General features: G+C 61.0%; 25 protein-coding genes and 2 tRNA genes. 8 read left to right on the top strand and 19 right to left on the bottom strand.

What is annotated here, in order from left to right; genetic code table 11:
* Nucleotides 1–49: 49 nt before the first annotated feature.
* The 3 genes from LQ955_RS15420 to LQ955_RS15410 are packed head-to-tail and all read right to left on the bottom strand — an operon-like array spanning nt 50 to nt 1,838.
* A complete protein-coding gene (locus LQ955_RS15420) occupies nt 50–691 on the bottom strand; it encodes an anthranilate synthase component II (RefSeq protein ID WP_231025378.1) in 642 nt (213 codons plus the stop codon).
* Nucleotides 688–849, bottom strand: a complete 162-nt coding sequence (locus LQ955_RS15415) for a hypothetical protein (protein ID WP_231025377.1) — start codon at nt 847–849, stop codon at nt 688–690. Before LQ955_RS15415 ends, LQ955_RS15420 begins: the two co-directional genes overlap by 4 nt.
* 5 nt (nt 850–854) lie before the next feature.
* Nucleotides 855–1,838: a class E sortase gene (locus LQ955_RS15410; RefSeq protein WP_231025376.1), complete on the bottom strand. Its 984-nt coding sequence runs from the start codon at nt 1,836–1,838 to the stop codon at nt 855–857.
* Nucleotides 1,839–1,934: 96 nt separating this feature from the next.
* On the opposite strand from LQ955_RS15410, the gene LQ955_RS15405 reads away from it, so the two are divergent.
* Entirely contained in the window at nt 1,935–2,177 is a 243-nt protein-coding gene (locus LQ955_RS15405; protein ID WP_231025375.1) for a cell division protein CrgA, read from the top strand.
* Between the two features lie 110 nt (nt 2,178–2,287).
* Here LQ955_RS15405 and LQ955_RS15400 read toward each other — a convergent pair whose 3' ends face one another.
* Nucleotides 2,288–2,950 (bottom strand): rhomboid family intramembrane serine protease, encoded by a 663-nt coding sequence (locus tag LQ955_RS15400; RefSeq protein WP_231025374.1) that lies wholly within the window; start codon nt 2,948–2,950, stop codon nt 2,288–2,290.
* 238 nt (nt 2,951–3,188) lie between these two features.
* Nucleotides 3,189–3,728, bottom strand: coding sequence for a peptidylprolyl isomerase (locus LQ955_RS15395; RefSeq protein ID WP_231025373.1), 540 nt, complete (start codon nt 3,726–3,728; stop codon nt 3,189–3,191).
* A gap of 142 nt (nt 3,729–3,870) precedes the next feature.
* Here LQ955_RS15395 and LQ955_RS15390 point away from each other — a divergent pair, with 142 nt between their 5' ends.
* On the top strand, nt 3,871–4,392 hold the full coding sequence (locus tag LQ955_RS15390) for a hypothetical protein (RefSeq protein ID WP_231025372.1): 522 nt from the start codon (nt 3,871–3,873) through the stop codon (nt 4,390–4,392).
* A gap of 136 nt (nt 4,393–4,528) precedes the next feature.
* Here LQ955_RS15390 and LQ955_RS20250 read toward each other — a convergent pair whose 3' ends face one another.
* The 14 genes from LQ955_RS20250 to dnaA all read right to left on the bottom strand — a co-directional run bounded on the left by LQ955_RS20250 (nt 4,529) and on the right by dnaA (nt 18,472).
* Nucleotides 4,529–4,717, bottom strand: coding sequence for a DUF3800 domain-containing protein (locus tag LQ955_RS20250; RefSeq protein ID WP_390623492.1), 189 nt, complete (start codon nt 4,715–4,717; stop codon nt 4,529–4,531).
* Nucleotides 4,718–4,804: 87 nt separating this feature from the next.
* Nucleotides 4,805–5,581: an IS21-like element helper ATPase IstB gene (gene istB, locus LQ955_RS15385; protein ID WP_231028119.1), complete on the bottom strand. Its 777-nt coding sequence runs from the start codon at nt 5,579–5,581 to the stop codon at nt 4,805–4,807.
* Nucleotides 5,581–6,786: an IS21 family transposase gene (gene istA / locus LQ955_RS15380; RefSeq protein ID WP_231024711.1), complete on the bottom strand. Its 1,206-nt coding sequence runs from the start codon at nt 6,784–6,786 to the stop codon at nt 5,581–5,583. The genes istB and istA overlap by 1 nt, the downstream gene beginning before the upstream one ends.
* A 48-nt stretch (nt 6,787–6,834) precedes the next feature.
* Nucleotides 6,835–7,350, bottom strand: coding sequence for a DUF3800 domain-containing protein (locus tag LQ955_RS15375; protein WP_231025371.1), 516 nt, complete (start codon nt 7,348–7,350; stop codon nt 6,835–6,837).
* Between the two features lie 235 nt (nt 7,351–7,585).
* Nucleotides 7,586–7,658: transfer RNA gene (locus LQ955_RS15370), tRNA-Ala, on the bottom strand.
* A gap of 30 nt (nt 7,659–7,688) precedes the next feature.
* Nucleotides 7,689–7,762 (bottom strand) — tRNA-Ile (locus LQ955_RS15365).
* 51 nt (nt 7,763–7,813) lie between these two features.
* Nucleotides 7,814–8,221, bottom strand: coding sequence for a DUF3566 domain-containing protein (locus tag LQ955_RS15360; RefSeq protein ID WP_231025370.1), 408 nt, complete (start codon nt 8,219–8,221; stop codon nt 7,814–7,816).
* Entirely contained in the window at nt 8,214–10,772 is a 2,559-nt protein-coding gene (gene gyrA, locus LQ955_RS15355; protein WP_231025369.1) for a DNA gyrase subunit A, read from the bottom strand. The genes LQ955_RS15360 and gyrA overlap by 8 nt, the downstream gene beginning before the upstream one ends.
* Before the next feature lie 71 nt (nt 10,773–10,843).
* Nucleotides 10,844–12,805 (bottom strand): DNA topoisomerase (ATP-hydrolyzing) subunit B, encoded by a 1,962-nt coding sequence (gene gyrB / locus LQ955_RS15350; protein ID WP_231025368.1) that lies wholly within the window; start codon nt 12,803–12,805, stop codon nt 10,844–10,846.
* Between the two features lie 122 nt (nt 12,806–12,927).
* Nucleotides 12,928–13,446 (bottom strand): DUF721 domain-containing protein, encoded by a 519-nt coding sequence (locus tag LQ955_RS15345; RefSeq protein WP_231025367.1) that lies wholly within the window; start codon nt 13,444–13,446, stop codon nt 12,928–12,930.
* Nucleotides 13,439–14,626, bottom strand: a complete 1,188-nt coding sequence (gene recF, locus LQ955_RS15340) for a DNA replication/repair protein RecF (RefSeq protein WP_231025366.1) — start codon at nt 14,624–14,626, stop codon at nt 13,439–13,441. The genes LQ955_RS15345 and recF overlap by 8 nt, the downstream gene beginning before the upstream one ends.
* Nucleotides 14,627–14,635: 9 nt before the next feature.
* Entirely contained in the window at nt 14,636–15,523 is an 888-nt protein-coding gene (gene gnd, locus LQ955_RS15335; protein WP_231025365.1) for a phosphogluconate dehydrogenase (NAD(+)-dependent, decarboxylating), read from the bottom strand.
* Nucleotides 15,524–15,532: 9 nt separating this feature from the next.
* Complete coding sequence (gene dnaN, locus LQ955_RS15330) at nt 15,533–16,678, bottom strand: DNA polymerase III subunit beta (RefSeq protein WP_231025364.1); 1,146 nt, start codon at nt 16,676–16,678, stop codon at nt 15,533–15,535.
* Between the two features lie 372 nt (nt 16,679–17,050).
* The gene (dnaA, locus tag LQ955_RS15325; protein WP_231025363.1) at nt 17,051–18,472 is read right to left on the bottom strand and encodes a chromosomal replication initiator protein DnaA; all 1,422 of its coding nucleotides are present in this window, start codon (nt 18,470–18,472) and stop codon (nt 17,051–17,053) included.
* Nucleotides 18,473–18,792: 320 nt separating this feature from the next.
* Between dnaA and rpmH the strand changes: the two genes are divergently transcribed.
* The 6 genes from rpmH to rsmG all read left to right on the top strand — a co-directional run bounded on the left by rpmH (nt 18,793) and on the right by rsmG (nt 22,053).
* Nucleotides 18,793–18,930 (top strand): 50S ribosomal protein L34, encoded by a 138-nt coding sequence (rpmH, locus tag LQ955_RS15320; RefSeq protein ID WP_055810406.1) that lies wholly within the window; start codon nt 18,793–18,795, stop codon nt 18,928–18,930.
* A gap of 25 nt (nt 18,931–18,955) precedes the next feature.
* Complete coding sequence (gene rnpA, locus LQ955_RS15315; RefSeq protein WP_255713620.1) at nt 18,956–19,318, top strand: ribonuclease P protein component; 363 nt, start codon at nt 18,956–18,958, stop codon at nt 19,316–19,318.
* Nucleotides 19,315–19,671, top strand: a complete 357-nt coding sequence (gene yidD, locus LQ955_RS15310; protein ID WP_313788356.1) for a membrane protein insertion efficiency factor YidD — start codon at nt 19,315–19,317, stop codon at nt 19,669–19,671. Before rnpA ends, yidD begins: the two co-directional genes overlap by 4 nt.
* Before the next feature lie 8 nt (nt 19,672–19,679).
* Complete coding sequence (yidC, locus tag LQ955_RS15305; RefSeq protein WP_231025362.1) at nt 19,680–20,654, top strand: membrane protein insertase YidC; 975 nt, start codon at nt 19,680–19,682, stop codon at nt 20,652–20,654.
* Between the two features lie 71 nt (nt 20,655–20,725).
* Nucleotides 20,726–21,238, top strand: coding sequence for a Jag family protein (locus tag LQ955_RS15300; RefSeq protein WP_231028166.1), 513 nt, complete (start codon nt 20,726–20,728; stop codon nt 21,236–21,238).
* Between the two features lie 188 nt (nt 21,239–21,426).
* Nucleotides 21,427–22,053, top strand: a complete 627-nt coding sequence (gene rsmG / locus LQ955_RS15295) for a 16S rRNA (guanine(527)-N(7))-methyltransferase RsmG (RefSeq protein WP_390623491.1) — start codon at nt 21,427–21,429, stop codon at nt 22,051–22,053.
* The last annotated feature ends 94 nt before the right edge of the window (nt 22,054–22,147 follow it).

Raw genomic sequence — 22,147 nt, 5'->3', positions numbered from 1 at the left:
CTCGGCTCAACGGGATTTCGCCCAGCCGGTACGACGTGCGCCAGACCGATCAGCCGGCCGCGCTCATGAGCGGGCTCAGCGAAACGGCCGCTTCTTTGGCCGACGCGAGCCCCGCCACCGCGAGCCAGTTCGCGAGCATCTGGTATCCGCCCTCGGTCAGCACCGACTCGGGATGAAACTGCACGCCATAAATCGGAGCGCTTTCGTGCCGCAGGCCCATGATGACGCCGCCCTCGGTACGAGACGTCACCACGAGCGTCGCCGGAACCGTGCCGTCGACGACAGCGAGCGAGTGGTAGCGGGTCGCGGTGAAGTTCTGGGCAACGCCGTCGTAGAAGGCGCTCTGGTCGTGCACAATGACGCTGGTCTTGCCGTGCATCAGCTCTTCGGCATTGGTGACCGTCGCACCCATGGCCTCCGCAATGGCCTGATGCCCGAGGCACACGCCGAGCAGCGGAGTCTGCGTCTCGAGCGCCGCGCGCACCATCGCAATCGACACCCCGGCCTCCGACGGCTTGCCCGGCCCGGGCGAGATCAGCACCGCGTCGTAGTCGGCCAACGCCGCGACGGCGTCGTCGGCACTGAAAGCGTCGTTGCGCAACACCGTGGTCTCTGCCCCGAGCTGGTGAAGATAGCCGTTCAGGGTGTAGACGAAACTGTCGTAGTTGTCGATCACGAGTACGCGGGTCATTGGTTAACCGTAACGGGTTGGCTCGGGGTCAACACCCCGTCGACCCAGGGAAAGATCCACGTCGACAGCACAAAGAGCAGCACCGCCAGAGCAACCAGCAGAATCACGATGCGAAGCCACACCGGCCCGGGCAAAACCCGCCATAACGCGCCGTACATCAGCCTCAGGCCCCCTTTCCGGTGAGCCCGGCGATCGCGGCCGGCGCCCCATCACTTCGCGGGGTGAACGACTCGAGCACTCCGTAGGCGATGATGCGCTCCGACGCGATGTAGAGAGGGTTGCAGCTTGTCAGTGTTATGAGCCGATCAGTGGGTGCGGCATCCGGAGCCTGCGGCACGGCGCTCAGCACGTCGACGCCGTCGGGACTCACGTACTCGAGATCACGAAAGCGGTAGGTGTACCAGCCGTCTTGGGTTTCTACATAGATGGGGTCGCCGACCTGAAGCTCGTTGATCTTGATGAACGGGCTGCCCCAGCCATCACGATGGGCGGCGATGGCGAAGTTACCCATGTCACCCGGCATCTGACTCTGCTCGTAATGACCCGCACCGCCGGCGTTGAGCACCGTCTTGGCGTCGACCCCCTGGCTGATGGTGCGTTTGTAGTCGGCACCGAACCGCGGAACATAGAGCACGGCGAACTGCGACGTCTCTGCCGGGGCGGTCATGACCACGGGCGCAGAACCCCCGCCGACCGGGGTCGTCGGGGAGCCGGCTCCCGCCGTGGCCGCGGGAGATGGTTCGGGGGCGGTCGGGCCGACAGTGGATGCACTCCAGCTCTGCGACAGCCCGGAAGCCTCACTCGTCTGGGCGCTGTTCAGAGCGATGCCCTGAATCCACAGCTGCCAGCCGAGAAAGAGAAAAACCAGAACCCCGGCCGTGATGAGCACCTCGCCCGCGATACCGATGACCGAGCGCACGACCGATCCGCCTTTGGCGGGCTTCGGCGAATCGCCAGAGGGTGAATTGGCAGAGGGCGAATCGCCAGATTCAGACTCCTGCGCTTCGGTGGCCGCGTCGTCTGCAAAGAGGTCTTCGGCCGCCGGCTCTTCCGATCCACGGGCGGCCTGCTGCTCGCGGGCATGACGCAGTGACCGCCGTGTCGGCGGTTCATCAGAAGGTGAGGGAATCTCTGGCACGGCATCCATAGTAGAAGACGAAGGTAACGCGAAGCTGAGTTACTAACAGGCTACTTCACGCCGTCTTTGAACGTCTGTGCAGCATTCCCAGCTAGAATCGTCGGCATGGCCCGCGACAAGACCCGATCTTCCCAGCAAGTCGTTCAACGTTCGAGCGACGAATCCACACCGAACCCCGTGTGGTACAAGCCCGTGATGTTCGGCTTCATGCTCATCGGCCTCGCCTGGATCATCGTTTTCTACGTCAGCCAGGGCACGTTCCCCATTCCCGATCTGGGCAGCTGGAACATCCTCATCGGCTTCGGCGTGGCCTTTGTGGGCTTTCTCATGACCACTCGCTGGCGCTGACGTCAGTCGCCCAGCAATCGCTCGTAGCGAGTGATCCGCACCAACTCAGGCCAACACGGCAATTACACCGATGTAATTATCCCCAGTGTGAATAACCCTGTGCATAACTTTCAGGCGTGCACGACCGTGAGCACCACGATGAGCAGCGCAACTCCGACCAGAAGCAGGTATTGCATCGTCTGCTGACGACGTTGGCGTGTCTCCATCATGATCAGCCCGATGAGCGCCCCGAACAGCAGCCCGCCGACGTGCGCCTGCCAGGCGATACCCGGAACGAAGAAACCGATCGCCAGGTTCAGCACCACCAGAACGACGAGCTGCTGCATTCCGCCGCCGCCCATCTTGCGCGCGACCATGAACGTCGCAGCCATCAGGCCGAAGATCGCGCCCGATGCGCCGATGACCGGTGTGAGCGGGCCTGACAGGTAATCCACGGCTACCGCACCGCCGATCGCCGACAGCGCGTACAGCACGCCGAAGCGCCAGCGCCCGATGATCGGCTCGAGTACACGCCCGAAGATGAACAGCGAGTACATGTTCAGTGCGATGTGCAGAATGCTGAACGGATTGCTGATGGTGAACGGCGTGTGCACGAACGCATAGGTGAGCATGCGCCACGGTTCGAACGGAAAGCCCGATCCGCTCTGCGTGTACACAGGCGCGTACAGCAGCGCATTCGTCACGCCGAGCCCGGGGATGAGCTGGAGCAGAAAAATCAGCACCGTGACGCCCATGATGGCGTACGTCACGACCGGGGCGGTGGATGATCGCACCGTCGCCCTGGCGGCACGAACCAGTCGAGGCGGCCGGCTGTACTGCTGCTCGTTGCGATCAGACCGAGCGCACTCGACACAGTGCACGCCGACCGCAGCCTGAACTTGGCACTGCGGACAGATCGTTCGGCCGCACCGCTGGCACAGCACAAAACTCTGCCGGTCGGGGTGACGGTAGCAGTAGTTCTGTGACGTGTCGGTGTAGCTCACCTCGGCAACGGCTGACTCAAAGCGAAGATCAGGCTTCGGTGATGTCGACGCTCTCGATGACAACGGCGTCGAGCGGCCGGTCGTACGAGTCGGTCGCCACGGCGGCCAGCTTGTCGACGATGCGCTTCGACGAGTCGTCAGCGACTTCGCCGAAGATCGTGTGCTTCGCCTGCAGCCACGGGGTCGCGCCGACGGTGATGAAGAACTGCGAACCGTTGGTTCCCTGGCCGCCCTGGATGCCCGCGTTGGCCATGGCCAGAATGTAGGGCTCCGCGAAGGTGAGTTCAGGGCTGATCTCGTCGTTGAAACGGTAACCGGGACCACCCGTGCCGTTGCCGAGCGGGTCGCCGCCCTGAATCATGAACCCGGGAATGATGCGGTGAAAGATGCTGCCGTCGTACAGCTTCGCCGTGGTGGCCGCACCCGTCTTCGGGTCGGTCCATTCGCGCTCGCCCGTCGCGAGCCCGACGAAGTTGCTGACGGTCTTTGGTGCGTGGTTGCCGTAGAGGTTGACGGTGATGTCGCCGAGGTTCGTGTGGAGCGTTGCGACGTGGGTGTGCTTGGCCATGCCTCAATTCTCACACATGGCGGGTTGCACTCAGTCGAGCCTCAGCGTAAAGATAGCCGATAGTCAGCATGCGAATGCGCGGGCCTGCGCAATAGCATGGCAAGATTGAGGCGAACGCCGTTCTCAGCCGATGGAGGTTTCTATGAGTCTCACCCGTAAGCGCACGAAGGCGCTCAAGCGCCTGCGCAAGAGCGCAGGAGAACTGTGGCTCGACCAGCAGGAGATCCTCGCCCGCGCCAACCATGTCGCCGCCGAGGCGAAGCTCCAGGCAGCAGCGCTGACCAAAGAAGAGGTCGTTCCTCGCGTACAAGCCGCTTCGAGCCAGTTCGCACAGAACGCAGCCCGCAACGTCGCATCGGCGAAGCACGCCAGCGACCAGGTTCGCACCAAGCTCCGCTCTAATGTCTTCCCCGCAGTCGGCGGCAGCGTCGGTTCTGCCGCTGCCGCTCTCGGCGTGTCAGAGAACGCCTTCGTCAAGGGCGCCCTCGCGCGCTTGCAGCCGCCTGCCCCCGTCAAGAAGGGCCACTCGATCGGCCTCTACTTCGCCATTGCCGCAGGCGTCGTAGCCGCTGCCGGCATCGGTTACGCCGTCTGGCAGACCTTCCGCGCCGACGACGAGCTCTGGATCAGCGAAGACGAGCTAGACACTCCCCCCGCTTCCTAACACTTGGGAGTGTATGCTTTTTAGCACGACGGGCCGTACTTCGGTACGTCGCCAGCCTAGGGCCCCGCATTTGCGGGGCCCTAGTTTCTTAACAATCTCTGGTTCTTATCTGACTCCAGAACGCGAGCCCTCACCTTCAGGGCAGCCATACCCAATCATGAACTGTGGCCGGACTGACTTCCTGAGCCAGTCTCGCCATCGTCGCGCGCGCAGCGGGATGGTGCTCCTCCTTAGTGCAGCGGCGATGATGAAAATATGCGGCAAGGTCGGCGGCCTGCAACCCTGCGCTGGTCCTCGACGACGTGAAGTGGATAGGGGTAGCGATGCGTGAGAGCCGGTTCGAGCGGTATGTCGGCGACGGTCTAAAACTGGGCCATTGTGACGTTCGAAAAGTGAACGGTGTGGCGGTAGTTTAGCTGCGTGTTTCGGCTTTGACAGACGGCAGTGTGTCGATGCCTGCGTTCTTGAGTCGGTAGCTCGCGCCTTTCAGTGTGAGTACGTCGGCGTGGTGCACGATTCGATCGATCATCGCTGCTGCGACGGCCTGGTCCCCGAAGACGTCACCCCATTTGGCGAAGGTGAGGTTGCTGGTCAGGATCAGCGACGCGTGTTCGTAGCGGGAGGACACGAGCTGGAAGAACAAGTTCGCTGCGTCTTGCTCGAAGGGCAGATAGCCGACTTCATCGACGATGATCAGCCCGTAGCGGCGGAGCCGTTTGAGTTCGTCGGGCAGCTTCCCGGCCCGGTGGGTGTCTTGCAGGCGGGTGACCCATTCGGTCGCGGTCGCGAACAACACACGATGACCATGTCCGGCGGCCGCGACGCCCAACGCGATCGCGATGTGGGTTTTCCCTGTTCCGGGCGGCCCGAGGAGCACGACGTTCCGAGCTTCGGTGAGGTAGCCGCCCGCAGCGAGCGGGGTGATCTGGTCACGGCGGATCCCTGGCTGATGCTCGAACGAGAAGTCCTCGATCGTTTTGTGTGCAGGGAACCCCGCGGCACGGATTCTGAGCTGCGCGCCGGACGCGTTCCTCGCCGCGACTTCCCGGTCAAGAACCGCGGCAAGGTATTCCTCATAGCTCCAGCTCGCGTCGCGAGCATGATCGGCGAGCCTGCTGGCGGCGTCTCTGATCCGAGGTGCTTTCAACGCGGTCGCGAGGTGCACGATCTGTTTCGTAGCGTCGTCCATCACGCGACCTCGATCCCGAACGCACGATCGTAATCGGCGAGGTCACGCACGAGCTCGAGTTCCTCGGAGCCCGAGGGCCTGGGTTGTTGGAACTCCGCACGCAGCCGCGCTGCGGTCTGAACATGCTCTGGTGCCGTCACGATAATCCCGGAGCCCCATTCGCGATCGTGTGAGGCCACCAGCCGATCGCCTTGCCGCACCGTGACGTGCGATAGATCGGCGCGGATATCGATCATCCGGCCTGATGCTGTCGGGTCGACGGAGTAGTCATTCCCTGCGATGCTCACATAGTAGTCGCGGCCGAGCCGGACCCGGTTCTGATGCCCCAACGTCGGGACGACGGGCGGCAATGGCAGCATCCGGGCCCGATCGTTACTGATCAGGTCGACCGGGCGTGCGTTCAACGACCGCACTTTCCGGTTGTTCGCGCGTGGCAGCCACTCGGTCAGCTGTCGGTTGAAGTCATCCGGTGATGCGAAGCGTCGGCCGGGGAGGAACGACGTTTCGAGGTATCCGTTGGCGCGTTCGACGATGCCCTTGGACTCGGGATCAAATGGTTTCAGCTGCACGATCCTCGTCGCTAACGCCCCGGTGAACCCTGTCACTCCCTCGGCGAGTTTGTTCCGGCGGCCGATGCCAGCCTCGTTGTCCCAGATCAGTCGCCGAGGTACCGCGCCGAGTTGCTCCGCGAGCAAAGACCACATCCCGGCGACGAGGTCCGGTGTCGTCCGCGAGGGCAGCATCCGTGCCGTGATGAACCTCGAGTGCGAGGCCACGATCACCAACACCGGTAACGGCGCTGTCCGGCCCTGCGTTGGCACCTCGGCCGGCGGGAACCATAGATCGCACTGCGCCTGATCGCCGGCGTCGTACAGCAGTCGGTCCGCGGGATCGATCGGCCGATACTCCGGCCGCAACCTGGCCACGTTCTGTCGGAACCAGGTGATCGACCCCGGCCAGCCCACCCGCTCCGCGATCACTGTCGCGGGCATCGAGGGAACATCCTGCAGCAGAGACCGCACCCGATCCTCGAACCCGCTGAACGACGTCACGGCCGGTGCCCGCTCGTACTTCGGTGACGATTCCGACGCCACCGCCTTCACGACCGTGGTCCGCGAGATACCCAACTGCGCTGCGATCCGCGCCTTCGGAACCCCATCCGCTGCCAGACGACGAATCAACGCCCAATCCTCCAAAGTGATCACTCTCCAATCGTGAGTGTTCACTTTTCAAACGTCGCTACTGTTCAGTTTTCAAGCGTCGCCGACACGGTAGCCGGGAGTTCCCGTCAGCGTGTATGACTCAAATTCTTTTTGGTGCACTGCCTGTGTCGCGATCTCGTCTGCTATGACAATAACTTTGTCGTCTTCGTTGAGCCGCTTGGCGTAGTCATCAATACGTTCGAGAAGGTGGCCGAAGACTATGCCGTGGGGTGCGGCCGGTTTCGCGTAGCGCTTACGCAGGCGCACAAGATCGACCCCCCGAAACACATACTTCACTCCCTCTACTCGACATATCTTGAGCGCAGCCAAATACACGCCCGCCGCTTCTCGATGACGTCCGCGTAGTATCGTCCACTCACCCTTCCCTCCCATCAATTCGTGTCCGTGCAACTCGATGTCCAGTGCAGTCCCGTGGAGTCGCGCAGTCGCACCTCGAATCTCAACGAATGACTTCGCTACACGCTCCCAGGTCTCGCGAGGCGCGATTGCGGCAGCAATGAAGTAGAAGTCATCGCTATAAGACTCATCGACGTAAGAAACGAGCATTCCTAATCTTCTCAGGAATCTCGCTCTAGCCCTATCAAGAGGGCGGAAGGTGAGAACCTGAGAGACCGCGCTGGGTTGGTTTCCCGCAGCGTTCGCCTGGCAGGGACGGGCGAAGCCAGAAAACTAACACACGAAGAACGTCAACCCCGATAGGCGAAAAGCCGAGCGACCGCGCTCGGTCGGCTTTTCGCAGCGTTCACCCGGCAGGGACGGGCGAAGCCAGAAATAAACACAGTGGAGCCTAGGAGAATCGAACTCCTGACCTCCTGCTTGCAAAGCAGGCGCTCTACCAATTGAGCTAAGGCCCCGGGTGAAAGGTTTCTTGTGGAAACCTTTCGTGGGGGTACCAGGACTTGAACCTGGGACCTCTTCATTATCAGTGAAGCGCTCTAACCGCCTGAGCTATACCCCCGTGGTGGGCTGTTGCAACCGTAAATCGCAACCTTGTTATCTTACCCACAACCTACTTGTTCGTAAAACCGAGCATGACTCCGCCGGTGATTTTCACCGTGAGGTTGTAAAGAACCGCTGCGATCGCGCCGAGCGCGGTGATCACAATCACGTCGAGAATCGCGACGATCACCGCAAAGCCCATGACCTGGCCGAGCGAAGCGAAGTCGTTCAGGTTGAAGTTGCCCTGGCCTGCGATTTCTGTGAGAACGCTGTTGATCGAGTTGAACACGCCCGTCTGGTTCAGCAACGACCAGATCAGGAACGCCGCCACGACCGTGATGATGCCGAGAATGATCGACCAGAGGAATGACAGCTTCAGAATCGACCAGAAGTCGACGTACACCAGACGCAGGCGCACCTGCTTGGTCTGGGCGGGTCTAGATGACTTCTTGGCGAGTTTTTCGGCCACATTACTCATCGATGGTTTCCTCTCCGGCATCTTCCGAGGGCTCTACCTCGGCAGAGTCTTCCGAAACTACGGTGCGTTCGGTGTTTTTGGCCAGCGCGATAATGCGATCTTCATCGGCAAATCGTGCAAAGACAACACCCATGGTGTCTCGGCCTTTAGCCGGGACTTCGGCCACGGCAGAGCGTACCACCTTGCCGCTGGCAAGAACCACCAAGACCTCGTCGTCCTCGTCGACGATGAGCGAGCCGGCGAGCTCGCCGCGCTCCTCCTGCAGTTTCGCCACCTTGATGCCGAGACCACCACGGCCCTGAACGCGGTATTGGTCGACTGACGTGCGCTTGGCGTACCCGCCTTCGGTCACCACGAACACGAAACCGGCCTCTGACACGACCGAAGCGTCGAGCAGGTAATCGTCTTCGCGGAACTTCATGCCGATCACGCCCGCCGTCGACCGGCCCATCGGGCGCAACGACTCGTTCGACGCGGTGAAGCGAATCGACATGCCCAGCTTGGAGACGAGCAGAACATCCGAATCTTCTTCGACCAGCAGCGCAGAGACGAGCTCATCGTCTTCACGCAGGTTGATCGCGATGATGCCACCCGAGCGATTCGTGTCGTACTCGCTCAGCGCCGTCTTCTTCAGCAACCCCTCGCGAGTGGCGAGCACCAAGTAGGTCGCCGCCTTGTAGTCGCGAATGTCGAGAATCTGCGCGATCTGCTCGTCGGGCGCGAGCGCAAGCAGGTTTGCAACATGCTGGCCCTTCGCATCGCGACCCGCCTCTTGCAGCTCGTACGCCTTGGCGCGGTAGACGCGCCCCTTGTTCGTGAAGAACAGCAGCCAATGATGCGTGGTCGTCACGAAGAAGTGTTCGACGACGTCGTCTGCGCGCAGCTGGGCGCCCTTGACGCCCTTACCACCGCGGTGCTGACTGCGGTAGTTGTCGCTACGCGTGCGCTTGATGTAGCCGCCGCGCGTGACCGTCACCACCATCTCTTCTTCCGGGATGAGGTCTTCGACGTTCATATCGCCGTCGAACCCGAACATGATCTCGGTGCGCCGGTCGTCACCGAACTTCGTGGCGATCTCGGTGAGCTCTTCGACGATAATCTCGCGCTGACGCGCCGGGCTGCCCAGAATCACGTGGAACTCGTCGATCTTGACCTGCAGTGCATCAGCTTCGTCGTGGATCTTCTGGCGCTCGAGCGCCGCAAGACGGCGCAGCTGCATGGTAAGAATCGCATCCGACTGGATCTCGTCGATCTCGAGCAGCGCCATGAGGCCCGTTCGGGCGTCGTCGACGGTGTCTGAACGACGGATGAGCGCGATGACCTCATCGAGAGCATCCAGTGCCTTGAGATACCCGCGCAAGATGTGCATGCGCTCTTCGGCCTCACGCAGCCGAAACTGGGTGCGCCGAACGATGACGTCGATCTGGTGAGCGACCCACTCGGAGATGAAACCGTCGATCGGCAGCGTACGCGGAATGCCGTCGACGATCGCCAGCATGTTCGCGCCGAAGTTCTCTTGCAACGAGGTGTGCTTGTAGAGGTTGTTCAGCACCACCTTGGCCACGGCGTCGCGCTTGAGCACGATGACGAGTCGCTGACCCGTTCGACCTGACGTCTCGTCGCGAATGTCGGCGATACCGGCGACCTTGCCGTCTTTCACCAATTCGGCGATCTTGATCGCCAAATTGTCGGGGTTCACCTGGTACGGCAGCTCGGTCACCACGAGGCAGGTGCGCCCCTGTAGCTCTTCGACACTGACGACAGCGCGCATCGTGATCGACCCGCGACCCGTGCGATAGGCATCGTGGATGCCCTTGACCCCAAGTATTTGGGCACCGGTCGGAAAATCGGGGCCCTTGATGCGCTGGATCAGCGCGTCTTGCAGCTCTTCGCGCGTGGCGTCGGGGTTTTCGAGGTACCAGATGGCGCCGGCTGCGACCTCACGCAGGTTGTGCGGCGGGATGTTCGTGGCCATGCCCACCGCGATACCCACCGACCCGTTGACCAGCAGGTTCGGAAAGCGGGCCGGCAGCACGACAGGCTCGAGCGTGCGGCCGTCGTAGTTGTCTTGAAAGTCGACGGTCTCTTCTTGAATGTCACGCACCATCTCGAGCGCGAGGGGAGCCATCTTGGTCTCGGTGTATCGCGGCGCGGCTGCGCCATCGTTGCCGGCAGAACCGAAGTTGCCCTGGCCGAGAGCGAGCGGGTAGCGCAGGCTCCACGGCTGGATGAGGCGCACCAGTGCATCGTAGATCGAGGTGTCACCGTGCGGGTGGAACTGCCCCATGACCTCGCCGACGACACGAGCCGACTTCGAAAAGGCCCGGTCGGGCCGGTAACCGCCGTCGTACATCGCGTAGATCACACGACGGTGCACTGGCTTCAGGCCGTCACGAACATCCGGAAGCGCGCGCCCCACGATCACACTCATCGCGTAGTCGAGGTACGAGCGCTGCATCTCGAGCTGCAGGTCGACCTGCTCGATGCGGTCGGTGATGGCGCCGCTCGAGTCGGGTGCCTGCTGGTCGCCGGTGGGGGTTTCGTCAGTCATCGTTCTCTATCTGTCGTTGAAGTGCACGGGATGCCCGGGGTCGCAGCAACGCGACCGTTCGCCATCTGCGCCTAAATGTCGAGGAACCGAACGTCTTTCGCGTTCTTCTGGATGAAGTTGCGCCGAGACTCGACATCTTCACCCATGAGCGTGGAGAATATCTCGTCGGCCGCAGCAGCATCGTCGAGCGTGATCTGGCGCAGCGTGCGGGTGTCGGGGTCCATCGTGGTGTCCCAGAGCTCGCGGTAGTCCATCTCGCCCAGACCCTTGTAGCGCTGAATGCCGTTCTCTTTCGGAATGCGCTTGCCGGCCGCAGCACCGTGCTCGAGCAGAGCGTCGCGCTCGGTATCGGAGTACACGTACTCGTGCGGCGCGTTCGTCCACTTCAAGCGGTACAGCGGCGGCATGGCGAGGTACACGTAACCGAGCTCGATGAGCGGGCGCATGTACCGGAACACCAGGGTCAGCAGCAGCGTGGTGATGTGCTGACCGTCGACGTCGGCATCTGCCATCAAGACGATCTTGTGGTATCTCGCCTTATCGGGGTTGAAGTCTTCGCCGATACCGGCGCCGAACGCCGTGATCATCGCCTGAACCTCGTTGTTGCCGAGGGCGCGGTCGAGCCGGGCCTTCTCGACGTTCAAGATCTTGCCGCGCAAAGGCAGGATGGCCTGGGTCTCGGGGTTTCGGCCCTGAATGGCCGACCCGCCGGCCGAGTCACCCTCCACGATGAAGATCTCGCTCTTCGCGGGGTCGCGGCTCGAGCAGTCTTTGAGCTTGCCCGGCATGCCGCCGCCTTCGAGCAGGCCCTTACGACGGGTCTGTTCGCGAGCCTTGCGGGCAGCCATGCGAGCCTGCGACGCCTGGATGGCCTTACGGATGATGTCGCGCGCCTGCGTGGGGTTACGGTCGAACCAGTCGGCGAGTTCTTTACCGGCGACACGCTGAACGAACGCCTTGGCCTCGGTGTTGCCGAGCTTCGTCTTAGTCTGGCCCTCGAACTGTGGCTCGGCGAGCTTCACCGAGACCACCGCGGTCAGACCCTCACGAACGTCGTCGCCGCTGAGGTTCTCGTCTTTCTCCTTCAGGATGCTCTTCTCCCGCGCGTAGCGGTTCACCAACGACGTGAGTGCAGCACGAAAACCTTCTTCGTGCGTTCCGCCCTCGTGAGTGTTGATGGTGTTGGCGTAGGTGTGAACGCTTTCGGTGTACCCGTTCGTCCACTGCATCGCCACTTCGAGCGAGATCTTACGATCGGTGTCTTCGCTCTCGAACGAGATGACCTCGTCGTGCACGAGTTCGTTCTTCTTGGCACGGTTCAGGTACTCGACATAGTCGACGAGACCCTTCTCATAGAGATAACTGACGACCACGTCTTCTTCGCCGCGCTCGTCGGTGAGTGTGATGCGCAGGCCCTTGTTCAAGAACGCCATCTGCTGGAACCGCGCGCGCAGGGTCTCGTAATCGAACTCGACGGTCTCGAACGTCTCGGCGCTGGGCCAGAACGTGGTGGTCGTACCGGTCTCGGTCGAGACCTCGTCTTGCGACAGCGGTGCCTGCGGAACGCCGTGCTTGTAGCTCTGCCGCCACACGTGACCCTGTCGGCGAACCTCGACGTCGAGTTCGGACGAGAGGGCGTTCACCACGGAGATGCCCACGCCGTGCAGTCCACCCGACACGGAATACCCGCCACCACCGAACTTTCCGCCGGCGTGCAGAATCGTGAGCACGACCTCTACCGTCGACTTGTTCTGGCTGACATTCAGATCGACCGGAATACCTCGGCCGTTGTCGACGACACGGATGCCGCCGTCTTTGCGCATGGTGACGAGAATGGTGTCGCAATAGCCCGCGAGCGCTTCATCGACCGAGTTGTCGACGACCTCGTAGACAAGGTGATGCAGGCCCCGGGGGCCGGTCGACCCGATGTACATTCCGGGGCGTTTGCGAACCGCCTCGAGACCCTCGAGAATCTGGATCGCATCTGCGCCGTATTCGTCTTCGGAGTCAGACTGGTCTAGTGGGGATGTCATAGATTATTTGGCTCCAAAGCACGGAAAGGGCGACCCTTTATTCTACCAAACATCCACCCCATTCGGTCGCTTTGCGGGCGTTCTGCGGGCTTTATTTCGGTAGGGTGACCTGTTTTGCCTTGTCAGCCGTAAGTATCGCGTGGACCCCGCCCTGGAATTGATCTGGAACCTCTTTTCCACGAGGGAGCGTCTGGTGCCAGAAACCGAATCGATTGGATGCCCGCTTCCGGGTACTCGTTCGCGATGCGCGTCATGATCATCGAACGCATCAATCGCAATTGTGTTGCCCACGCTGTGGAATCACACTGAACACTCAAAACGGAGTCCGTTATTTCTGTCGGATGACTGTGCTCCGCCGTCTCGTCACCGGCTATCTCGCGCCAGGCGAGCATCAGATCGGACTTCGCCAGTGACCCCGACCAGCCCAGATCGTTGGTGAGACCATCCATGACCGAACTGATGCCCTTGGGGTCGCGGCCCAGCCCGTAGGGCACCGATTCACCGGCGGGTGCGCGATTCTTGCGCGCGTTGGGCCGAACGGTGGCCGAGGCGTCGCCGAAGACCCGTTTGAAACGCAGATAGACCGAACGTGATTCGCTCAGTGGTGGTGCCGGGGTCTCGTCAGGCATCAGGTCAGGCATCAACAGCCTCGTCGACGATCGTGCCAGCCGAGATGTGCACCGTATGTGCGGTGAGTTGTTCGGGAACATCGTCGAACACCGCCGACGTGATCAGAACCTGTTCGTAGTCGCCGACGGCCATCGCGAGTCTGGATCGCCTCGCCGCATCGAGCTCGGCGAACACGTCGTCGAGGATGACCACGGGGTCGCCCGTGACCGAGTCGGTGCGCAATAACTCGGCCGACGCCAGTTTCACTGCAAGAGCGAACGACCACGATTCGCCGTGGCTCGCGTATCCCTTGGCCGGCAGGCCGTTCAATTCGAAATAGACATCGTCGCGGTGCGGCCCGCTCAACGTGATGCCACGATCGAGCTCCTGGCGGCGAACCCGCACCAGCGCGGCGCGGAACTGCTGTTCGACATCAGACCTGTCAGAAAGAGAACCCGACGGAACCACATCGAGGGATTCCGTCGGAGCACTGTCATCGTCGTCGACCAGCGTGCCTAGAATACTCAATCGAACAGCAAGCCGGGGCGAATGGTCGGCACCCGCCACAGCCAGGTAGGCGGATTCGACGTGCGGCCGCAATCGGCCGACCAACGCTTCGCGCTCCACGATGATCTCGGAACCGAGTGCGACGAGTCGTTCGTCCCAGATGTCGAGCGTTGTCAACTGCGCCCCTTTGAGTCCCGACGACCTCGCCGACTTCAGCAGGGTGTTGCGCTGCTTCAGCACACGCTCGTAATCGGTCATCACGCCCGCAAGGCGCGGAATACGTGCCACGAGCAATTGGTCGAGAAACCGACGCCGGCCCGACGGCTCACCGCGCACGAGCGCCAGGTCTTCGGGGGCGAAAAGCACGCTCGAGAAGTAGCGCGGAATTTCGCGCACCTTCACCACGGAACGATTCACCTGGGCGCGGTTGGCCGCGTCGCGATTGATCTGCACCTCGACCAACAGCTCCCGACCCTGGTTCTCCAACCGAGCACGGATGATCGCGGACTGCTCCGTGCTTCGAATCAGCGCCCGATCACCCGACACTCGATGCGAACCGAGCGTGCTCAGGTAGCCGAGTGCCTCGACGAGGTTCGTCTTACCCTGCCCGTTGCTACCGACGAAGAGGTTGGCACCCGGCCGCAGGGCCACCTCGGCTGAGGCGTAGTTGCGGTAGTCGGTCAGGCTGAGATGACGAACCAGCATCGTGTTGGGCTAGTCGACCTTTTTCACTGCGTGACCACCGAACTGGTTGCGCAGAGCGGCGACGGCCTTCATCGCCGGGGAGTCTTTCTGGCGTGAAACGAACCGGGCAAAAATGGATGCACTGATGGTCGGCACCGGAACGGCATTCTCGATCGCCTCTTCGATGGTCCAGCGGCCCTCGCCCGAGTCGTCGACATAACCTTCGATGTCGTCGAATTCCGGATCTTCTTCGAGCGCCTTGACGAGTAGCTCCAGAAGCCAGGAGCGCACGACGGTGCCACGCTGCCAAGCTTTGAACGTTCCGGTGACATCTTTGATGATGTCTTTCTTGGTGTCGAGCAGTTCGTAGCCCTCGGCGTAGGCCTGCATCAACGCATACTCGATGCCGTTGTGCACCATTTTCGCGTAGTGACCGGCGCCGACCTCACCGACGTGCACGAATCCTTCGGCACGCGGGCCCTCGGGTCGAAGCACGTCGAAGATGGGCATGGCGCGCTCGACGTCTTCTTGCTTGCCGCCGACCATCAGGCCGTAACCGTTGACGAGACCCCAGATACCACCGGAGACCCCCGCATCGACAAAACTGATGCCCTGGGGAGCGAGCTGCTCGGCGTGTTTGAAGTCTTCGGTGAATCGCGAGTTGCCGCCGTCGATGATGAGGTCACCGTCTTCGAGAACACCGGCGAGCTCGGTGATCACCGAATCGGTGATGGCGCCCGACGGAACCATGACCCACACGATGCGCGGAGTAGGCAGAGCTGCAGCAAGTGCAGCCAGATCGGCGACGTCGCTGACCGCCGGATTGCTGTCGTAGCCCACGACGTCGATGCCGCCCTTACGCAGGCGCTCGCGCATGTTGTTGCCCATTTTGCCGAGGCCGATGAGTCCGAGGTTCACAATGATCTCCTAACGAAGCAACAGATTGGGTTGAAGAAGGTACTTGTAATCGTCTGAGCCAGGCTGATCTTTCGACGACTGACTCGTGATGAGTACCGGGCCCGGCTTGTTGGGGTTGTCGGTCTTCGTGAACGAGATGCGAACGTATTCCGAGTGCACCGCGCCGAGGCCATCGAGCAAGAACTGTGGTTTCAGCGAGACGACGGTGTCGGTTCCGGTCAAGAGTGCGTCGATCGATTCGGAGGCCTGTGCCTGCTCGGATCCGATCGCTTCGAGCGTCACACCGTCGATCGTGAACGTGAACCGCAGCGCTGCTTCACGTTCGAGCACCAGAGACACACGTCTCGTCGCTTCGATGAGGTCAGCAGTGTTGATGACGGCGTAGTTGTCGACGGTCTCAGGAAACAGTCTCTTGACGGGCGGAAAGTTGCCTTTGATGAGCAGAGACGTCACTGTCTTTCGGTCTGCTTTGAAGGCGATGAGCTCGCGCTCGTCGGTATTCGTGATGGCGACGGAGATCGTGCCGCTGTTTCCGAACGTCTTGCCGATCTCCTGCAGCGTACGAGCCGGAACGAGGGCCGTCGCCGCCGTGATGTCGGAGGTACCGGAATCCCAGTCGATGTTGCGCACCGCGACGCGGTACCGGTCGGTCGCGACGAGCGAGAGGCTGTTGTCGGAGATCTCGAGCTGCACACCGGTGATCACGGGCGTCACGTCGTCACGCGACGCAGCAACGGCGACCTGCGCGATAGCGGCAGAGAAGTCTTCGGCCTTGAGTAGGCCCGATTCTTCGGAGACGATCGGGAGGCTCGGATATTCCTCGACAGGCATGTTCAGAAGGGTGAACTTCGCCGAGCCGGCTGTGACGATGATGTGGGTGTCTTCGGTGTAGAAGCGCACCGGGGCGTTCGGCAGACGGTTCGCGATGTCAGAGAGCAGCCGGCCGGAGACGAGCACACGCCCGGGTTCTTCGACATCGGCCGTGATCTGAGTCTGCGACGAGACCTCGTAGTCGAACGACGAGAGTGTCAGCCCGTCTCCGCTGGCTTCGATGAGAACACCGCTCAGAATCGGCAGTGTGGTTCGCTGCGGCAGAAGCTTGACGGCGAATGACACGGCTTCGCTGAAAACGTCTCTGTTGGCTTGGAACTTCACGCGTCACCTCAGTTTGAACGTAATTGTCGGTCAATGCTATCCGGTAGCCCGGGGTCGTGCTGGACGTGTTGTGTCGCCCGATTGCTCAGGTGCAAAAGTTATCGATCGATGAAGAGAGAGATTAATGATTAATGTTCTTAACCGACGTGGATATGTGCACAACTGCTCGAAATCACTGTAATCACGCTGGAACTACAACGGTGTGAGATGTAGAAACCACGTGCAAACTTTTTGTAATTACGAGCATGTGCAGAACTCCAGTCGATCGCTTCGCTAACAGCTCTGCACATTCGATCAACACTTCGGGGCCAGTTATGCACAGGCTTGTGCACACTGTGTGGAAACTCCCGAATCGGTGTTATTCGCCGAACGTCAGACGCCTTTGTAGCGCTGATTGTGCTTGATGCGAGTGCTGATCTCCGTGACCTGGTTGTAGATAGAGCGCTTCTCGGTCATCAGCTTGCCGATCTTGTTGTTCGCGTACATGACCGTGGTGTGGTCGCGCCCACCGAACAACTGCCCGATCTTCGGCAGAGAAAGGCTGGTCAGCTCGCGGCAGAGGTACATGGCTATCTGGCGGGCCGTAGCGATGGCTTGCGACCGCGAGGAGCCGTAGAGGTCGTCGACCGACAGCTTGAAGTACTCGGCGGTGTGCCCGATGATGTCGACCGGTGCGATGACATTGTCGTCGTCGAGCGTGATCAGGTCTTTGAGCACAGTCTGTACGAGCGCGAGATCGACCGGGTTGCGGGTGAGACTGGCGTACGCGGTGACACGGATGAGGGTGCCCTCGAGCTCGCGTACGTTCGACGACACCTTCGAGGCCATGTACTCGAGGATCTCGTCGGGTACCTGCAGTTTTTCGCTCTGCGCCTTCTTGCGCAGAATGGCGATGCGCGTTTCGAGGTCGGGGGTCTGAACATCTGTTATCAGTCCCCACTCGAACCGCGTGCGCATGCGATCTTCGAAACCGGTGAGGTGCTTCGGCGGAAGGTCGCTCGTAATGACCACTTGTTTGTTGTGATCGTGAAGAGTGTTGAAGGTATGAAAGAACGCCTCTTGCGTTTCGGCTTTGCCCTGTAAGAACTGGATGTCGTCGATGAGCAACAGGTCGATGTCTCGGTACCGGGAGTGAAAGGCCGCCCCGCGGTTGTTGGCGATCGAGTTGATGAAGTCGTTCGTGAATTCTTCGGAGCTGACGTAACGCACACGAACGCCCGGATACAGACTCATGGCGTAGTGACCGATGGCATGGAGAAGATGAGTCTTGCCGAGGCCCGAGTCACCGTAGATGAAGAGCGGGTTGTAGGCCTTCGCGGGTGCTTCGGCCACGGCTACGGCGGCCGCGTGGGCGAACCGGTTAGAGCCGCCGATGACGAAGTTGTCGAAACTGTATTTCGGGTTCAGCCGAGTGTCGTTGTTGCGAAGCGGACCGACTGTCTCCTGGATGGGGCTGGTGTCGGGTATGACGGGGGGCAGCACCTCGATGATTTCCGCCGGCTGCAAGTAATCGTCGCCCCCGATGTCGGGGTTGACCACCACGGCGAAGTTCGTGACTCCGTACGAGTCATCGAGTTTGCCCAGTGCCGACAGCAGCGGAACGCGAATGCGCTGTTCGAGCATCCCGCGGGTGAGGTCGTTCGGAACCTCGAGGTAGAACGACCCGGCCATGATGCCTTTCGGCACGACGAGCCCGAGAAATCCGTGCAACTGCGGTGTGATGCGCTCGTCGGTCGACAGAGTCTGGAGAACCGTGCGCCAGTTGGCTTCCGGTGAACCGGGATCGTCGGCCATGGAACTCCTGTCAAAAAGCAAAGGTCTACCGTGTGGATACGGGAAAGAGGAACGAAGAACGTGCGTGACCGCTTCCCCACATCACTGTCACAAACCTAGGGATCTAAGCTAGTGACTGGCACGAGTGAGATCAAGTTCATTGTCTCCCCTGTCCGCGTGTCATAACACCCCGCTGAGTGCTGACTGTGGATAATTGTGCGTTTGGGCGCGTGGAGTTTGACCATTCGCATTCAAAGCCGTAGTTTTAATCAGTTGACCTGTGTGCATCGGCACACCTAATGAAGCTTCCCGGCGCTCACTGCTGGGCACGGAGACAAAAAATGAGCAAGAGAACCTTCCAGCCGAACAACCGTCGTCGCGCTAAGGTGCACGGCTTCCGTCTGCGCATGCGTACGCGTGCCGGCCGCTCGATTCTGTCGGCGCGTCGCCGTAAGGGCCGCACCGAACTCTCCGCGTAATCCCGCTTTACTGATTCCGCAGCTGGTGCTGGCTCAGAACGCGCGTGTGACAACAGCAGACGATTACCGCGCTGCTGTGCGTCGAGGTGCCAGGTTCACCGTTCCTACTGGCGTGGTTTACGTTCGTCGAACCGGTAGCGACGACACCCGCTTCGGATTCATCGTGTCGAAGCAGGTCGGTAACGCCGTGGTGCGCAATCGCATTCGGCGACGGCTCAAGGCCGCATGCTACGCGGTTCGTGTCGATGTTGCTCCCGGTGCGGATGTCGTCATCCGAGCTCTTCCGAACGCGGCTACGGCCTCGTATGCGCAATTGAGCAATGATTTAGGCAAAGCGTTGATCAAGTCGTCGTTGCTCACGTCTTCGTCGAGCATCGAGTCGTCATGACGGCTCTTTCTCTCGCGTCGGTGCGGCCGGGCATCCACTGGCTGAGATCGGTGGCGTGGTGGTTGTTCTTGGTTCCACGCAATATCGCCGTTCTGATCTTGCGAGGGTATCGAGCGACGATCTCGCCTTTGTACGGAGATGTCTGTCGTTATTACCCGTCGTGTTCGTCGTACACGCTGCAGGCGATTCAGCAGCGCGGGCTCGTTCTCGGCATTCTCCTGGGTTCATACCGCATTCTCAGATGTAACCCCTGGTCTGCCGGTGGCGTCGATGACGCTCCCCCAGCGCCTCACAACTACTTCCGTGTCACCAGATTCGGTTTCGTCGTAGCCAACAGCCAAAGAAAGGGCTAGCCCGAAACATGGACATCCCCGGCTTTATCAGTACGATCCTGTGGCCCATCAAGTGGGTGGTGGAGCTTCTACTCGTCGCTTTCCACGCGTTCTGGAGCTGGATCGGTCTTGACCCGGCGGCGGGTATTACCTGGGTGCTGGCTATCGTCGGCATGGTGCTCGTCATTCGGGCCGCCCTGATTCCGGTGTTCGTGCGGCAGATCAAGAGCCAGCGCAAGATGCTCGAGGTCGCGCCACAACTGAAGAAAATTCAGGATAAGTACAAGGGCAAGAAAGACCAGTTCTCGCGCGAGGCCATGTCGCGAGAGACGATGGAGTTGTATAAACGTACGGGCACGAATCCTCTGAGTTCGTGTCTTCCTCTGCTGTTGCAGATGCCGATCTTCTTCTCGCTGTTTTCCGTGCTGAACGACGCCCAAAAAGGTAACGCCGGCGTCGGCCCGCTGAACGCCGGCCTGGCCCAGCAGTTCGGTAACGCCAAGCTCTTCGGCATCGCTCCCCTGCACGAGAGCTTTCAGCAGGCCACGCAGACCGGTGACGTCGCGGTCATGGTCATCGCTGTGGTGATGGTCGTTCTGATGACGGGCTCGCAGTTCATCACCCAGCTTCAGATCATGTCGCGTAACCAGTCGCCTGAGGCGAAGAACAGCCCGATGTTCCGTCAGCAGCGCATTCTGCTGTACATCCTTCCGTTGGTCTTCGCGTTCTCGGGCTTCAGCTTTCCGCTCGGTGTCATGTTCTACTGGTTGACGTCGAACCTCTGGACCATGGGTCAGCAGTTCCTGGTCATTCGAAACATGCCTACGCCCGGCAGTGAAGCGGCGAAGGCCCGCGAGATCCGGCTGGCTAAGAAGGGCAAGCTCAATATCGACACGGCTGCCGATGGCAGTATCAATCATGTCGTCATCGAGACCCCGAAACCCACACAGCGCCAACAGCCTGTGAGCAAGAATCGAGCAAAGAAGCAAGGTGAGAAGAAGTGAGTGACGTGAGCCAGATCACCCCCACGGAGCAGTGGGTATCCGAAGAGTCTGTGAACGAGAGCGGCGACGTCGTGGAGTCGAACACGGGCGAGTCTGAATCTGCTTCGGAGGTTCCCGCGCGTTCTGAATCCCTCGAAGACGAGGGTGACATCGCCGCGGATTACATCGAAGAGTTGCTGGATATCTGTGATCTCGACGGAGACATCGATATCGATGCGCGGGCGGGCCGCGCTTATGTATCTGTGAATTCTTCGGAAGACAGTAACCTGCGGCTTCTCTCGAACCCCGACACCGTTCAGGCGCTGCAGGAGTTGACCCGGCTGGCCGTTCAGACGAAGACGGGCGGCTTCTCCCGTCTAATCCTCGACGTTGGTGGCAGCCGACAGATTCGCGAAGCCGAGCTGTCACGGCTGGTAGAGAAGGCGATCGAGCGCATCGAGTCCGGTGTCTCTTCGTCGGTTTCGTTGGAGCCGATGTCGTCGTACGAGCGCAAGGTTGTGCACGACTTGGTGGCCGCTCGTGGTTATGTTTCGGCGTCAGAGGGCGATGGGCGCGATCGTCACACGGTCGTTTCTGCTTCCTAGCGTCGGACGGCCGTTGTCCGCTAGATCGGCTGCTGACGTGCCAGAACGGCTGCTGTCGACCGAGAGCCGAATGTTTCACGTGAAACACGCACCGAGGTTGGATTGCCTACACCATGACTTCTAAGCCTGCACAGCCCGACGAGGCGACCGCTGGTACTGCTGGCGTGCGCCCGGACTACGAGGCGATCCTGCGGCAGCTCGAGCCCGAGCCGGCTGTGGCGGCGGAGCTCTTCGGTGCGCAGCTGCCAGTGGCACGACAGTTCACCCACAACCTCGCGAAACACGGTGAGGAATTCGGCCTGATCGGGCCGCTTGAACTTCCTCGATTGTGGAGTAGGCACATCGTCAACAGTGCCCTGTTGGCTTCTCTGTTGCGTGTAGGCCGGGTAGGCGACGTCGGCAGTGGAGCAGGGTTGCCGGGCCTTGTGTTAGCGATCGCTCGCCCCGATGTTGATTTCGTTCTGATCGAGCCGATGGAGCGACGGGTGAAGTGGCTCAAAGATCAAAGTGCCGAGTTGAAGCTCGAGAACGTGGAGGTGCTGCGGGCGCGAGCTCAAGATGTGTCCCCAGAGATCGGACTCGATCAGCTCACGGCTCGTGCGGTGAGCGCGTTCGCCAAGCTGATCCCGATGTGTGCGCCGCTGGTTCGGAAGGGCGGCGAACTCGTCTTGATGAAGGGTACAGGTGCGGAGAGAGAGATCGAGTCTGCTCAGACCGCCATCCGAAAATACCGACTGAGTGACGTTGAGGTCGTTGAGCTCGGGGTAGGTTTGGTTGACGACACAACCCGCGTGATTCGGGCAACAGTGGGCTGAAGTCGGGCCCCGAAACATCCTGAGCGGTTCGACTCGTTGCTTGTGGTTGCGAGTGCCGTAACCGGGCTGCGAATGGTCGGATCGTACGGTGGCG

The organism is Subtercola endophyticus, from assembly GCF_021044565.1.
Classification (GTDB): domain Bacteria; phylum Actinomycetota; class Actinomycetes; order Actinomycetales; family Microbacteriaceae; genus Subtercola; species Subtercola endophyticus.
Note: the sequence above shows the minus strand (reverse complement) of the source record. Positions and strands in the feature narration are given on the sequence as shown.

Coding starts and splice junctions, on each gene's coding strand:
- LQ955_RS15420 (WP_231025378.1), bottom strand. CDS start 691: ATGACCCGCGTACTCGTGATCGACAACTACGACAGTTTCGTCTACACC.
- LQ955_RS15415 (WP_231025377.1), bottom strand. CDS start 849: ATGTACGGCGCGTTATGGCGGGTTTTGCCCGGGCCGGTGTGGCTTCGC.
- LQ955_RS15410 (WP_231025376.1), bottom strand. CDS start 1,838: ATGGATGCCGTGCCAGAGATTCCCTCACCTTCTGATGAACCGCCGACA.
- LQ955_RS15405 (WP_231025375.1), top strand. CDS start 1,935: ATGGCCCGCGACAAGACCCGATCTTCCCAGCAAGTCGTTCAACGTTCG.
- LQ955_RS15395 (WP_231025373.1), bottom strand. CDS start 3,728: ATGGCCAAGCACACCCACGTCGCAACGCTCCACACGAACCTCGGCGAC.
- LQ955_RS15390 (WP_231025372.1), top strand. CDS start 3,871: ATGAGTCTCACCCGTAAGCGCACGAAGGCGCTCAAGCGCCTGCGCAAG.
- istB (WP_231028119.1), bottom strand. CDS start 5,581: ATGGACGACGCTACGAAACAGATCGTGCACCTCGCGACCGCGTTGAAA.
- LQ955_RS15375 (WP_231025371.1), bottom strand. CDS start 7,350: ATGCTCGTTTCTTACGTCGATGAGTCTTATAGCGATGACTTCTACTTC.
- LQ955_RS15360 (WP_231025370.1), bottom strand. CDS start 8,221: ATGAGTAATGTGGCCGAAAAACTCGCCAAGAAGTCATCTAGACCCGCC.
- gyrA (WP_231025369.1), bottom strand. CDS start 10,772: ATGACTGACGAAACCCCCACCGGCGACCAGCAGGCACCCGACTCGAGC.
- gyrB (WP_231025368.1), bottom strand. CDS start 12,805: ATGACATCCCCACTAGACCAGTCTGACTCCGAAGACGAATACGGCGCA.
- LQ955_RS15345 (WP_231025367.1), bottom strand. CDS start 13,446: ATGCCTGACCTGATGCCTGACGAGACCCCGGCACCACCACTGAGCGAA.
- recF (WP_231025366.1), bottom strand. CDS start 14,626: ATGCTGGTTCGTCATCTCAGCCTGACCGACTACCGCAACTACGCCTCA.
- dnaA (WP_231025363.1), bottom strand. CDS start 18,472: ATGGCCGACGATCCCGGTTCACCGGAAGCCAACTGGCGCACGGTTCTC.
- rpmH (WP_055810406.1), top strand. CDS start 18,793: ATGAGCAAGAGAACCTTCCAGCCGAACAACCGTCGTCGCGCTAAGGTG.
- yidD (WP_313788356.1), top strand. CDS start 19,315: ATGACGGCTCTTTCTCTCGCGTCGGTGCGGCCGGGCATCCACTGGCTG.
- yidC (WP_231025362.1), top strand. CDS start 19,680: ATGGACATCCCCGGCTTTATCAGTACGATCCTGTGGCCCATCAAGTGG.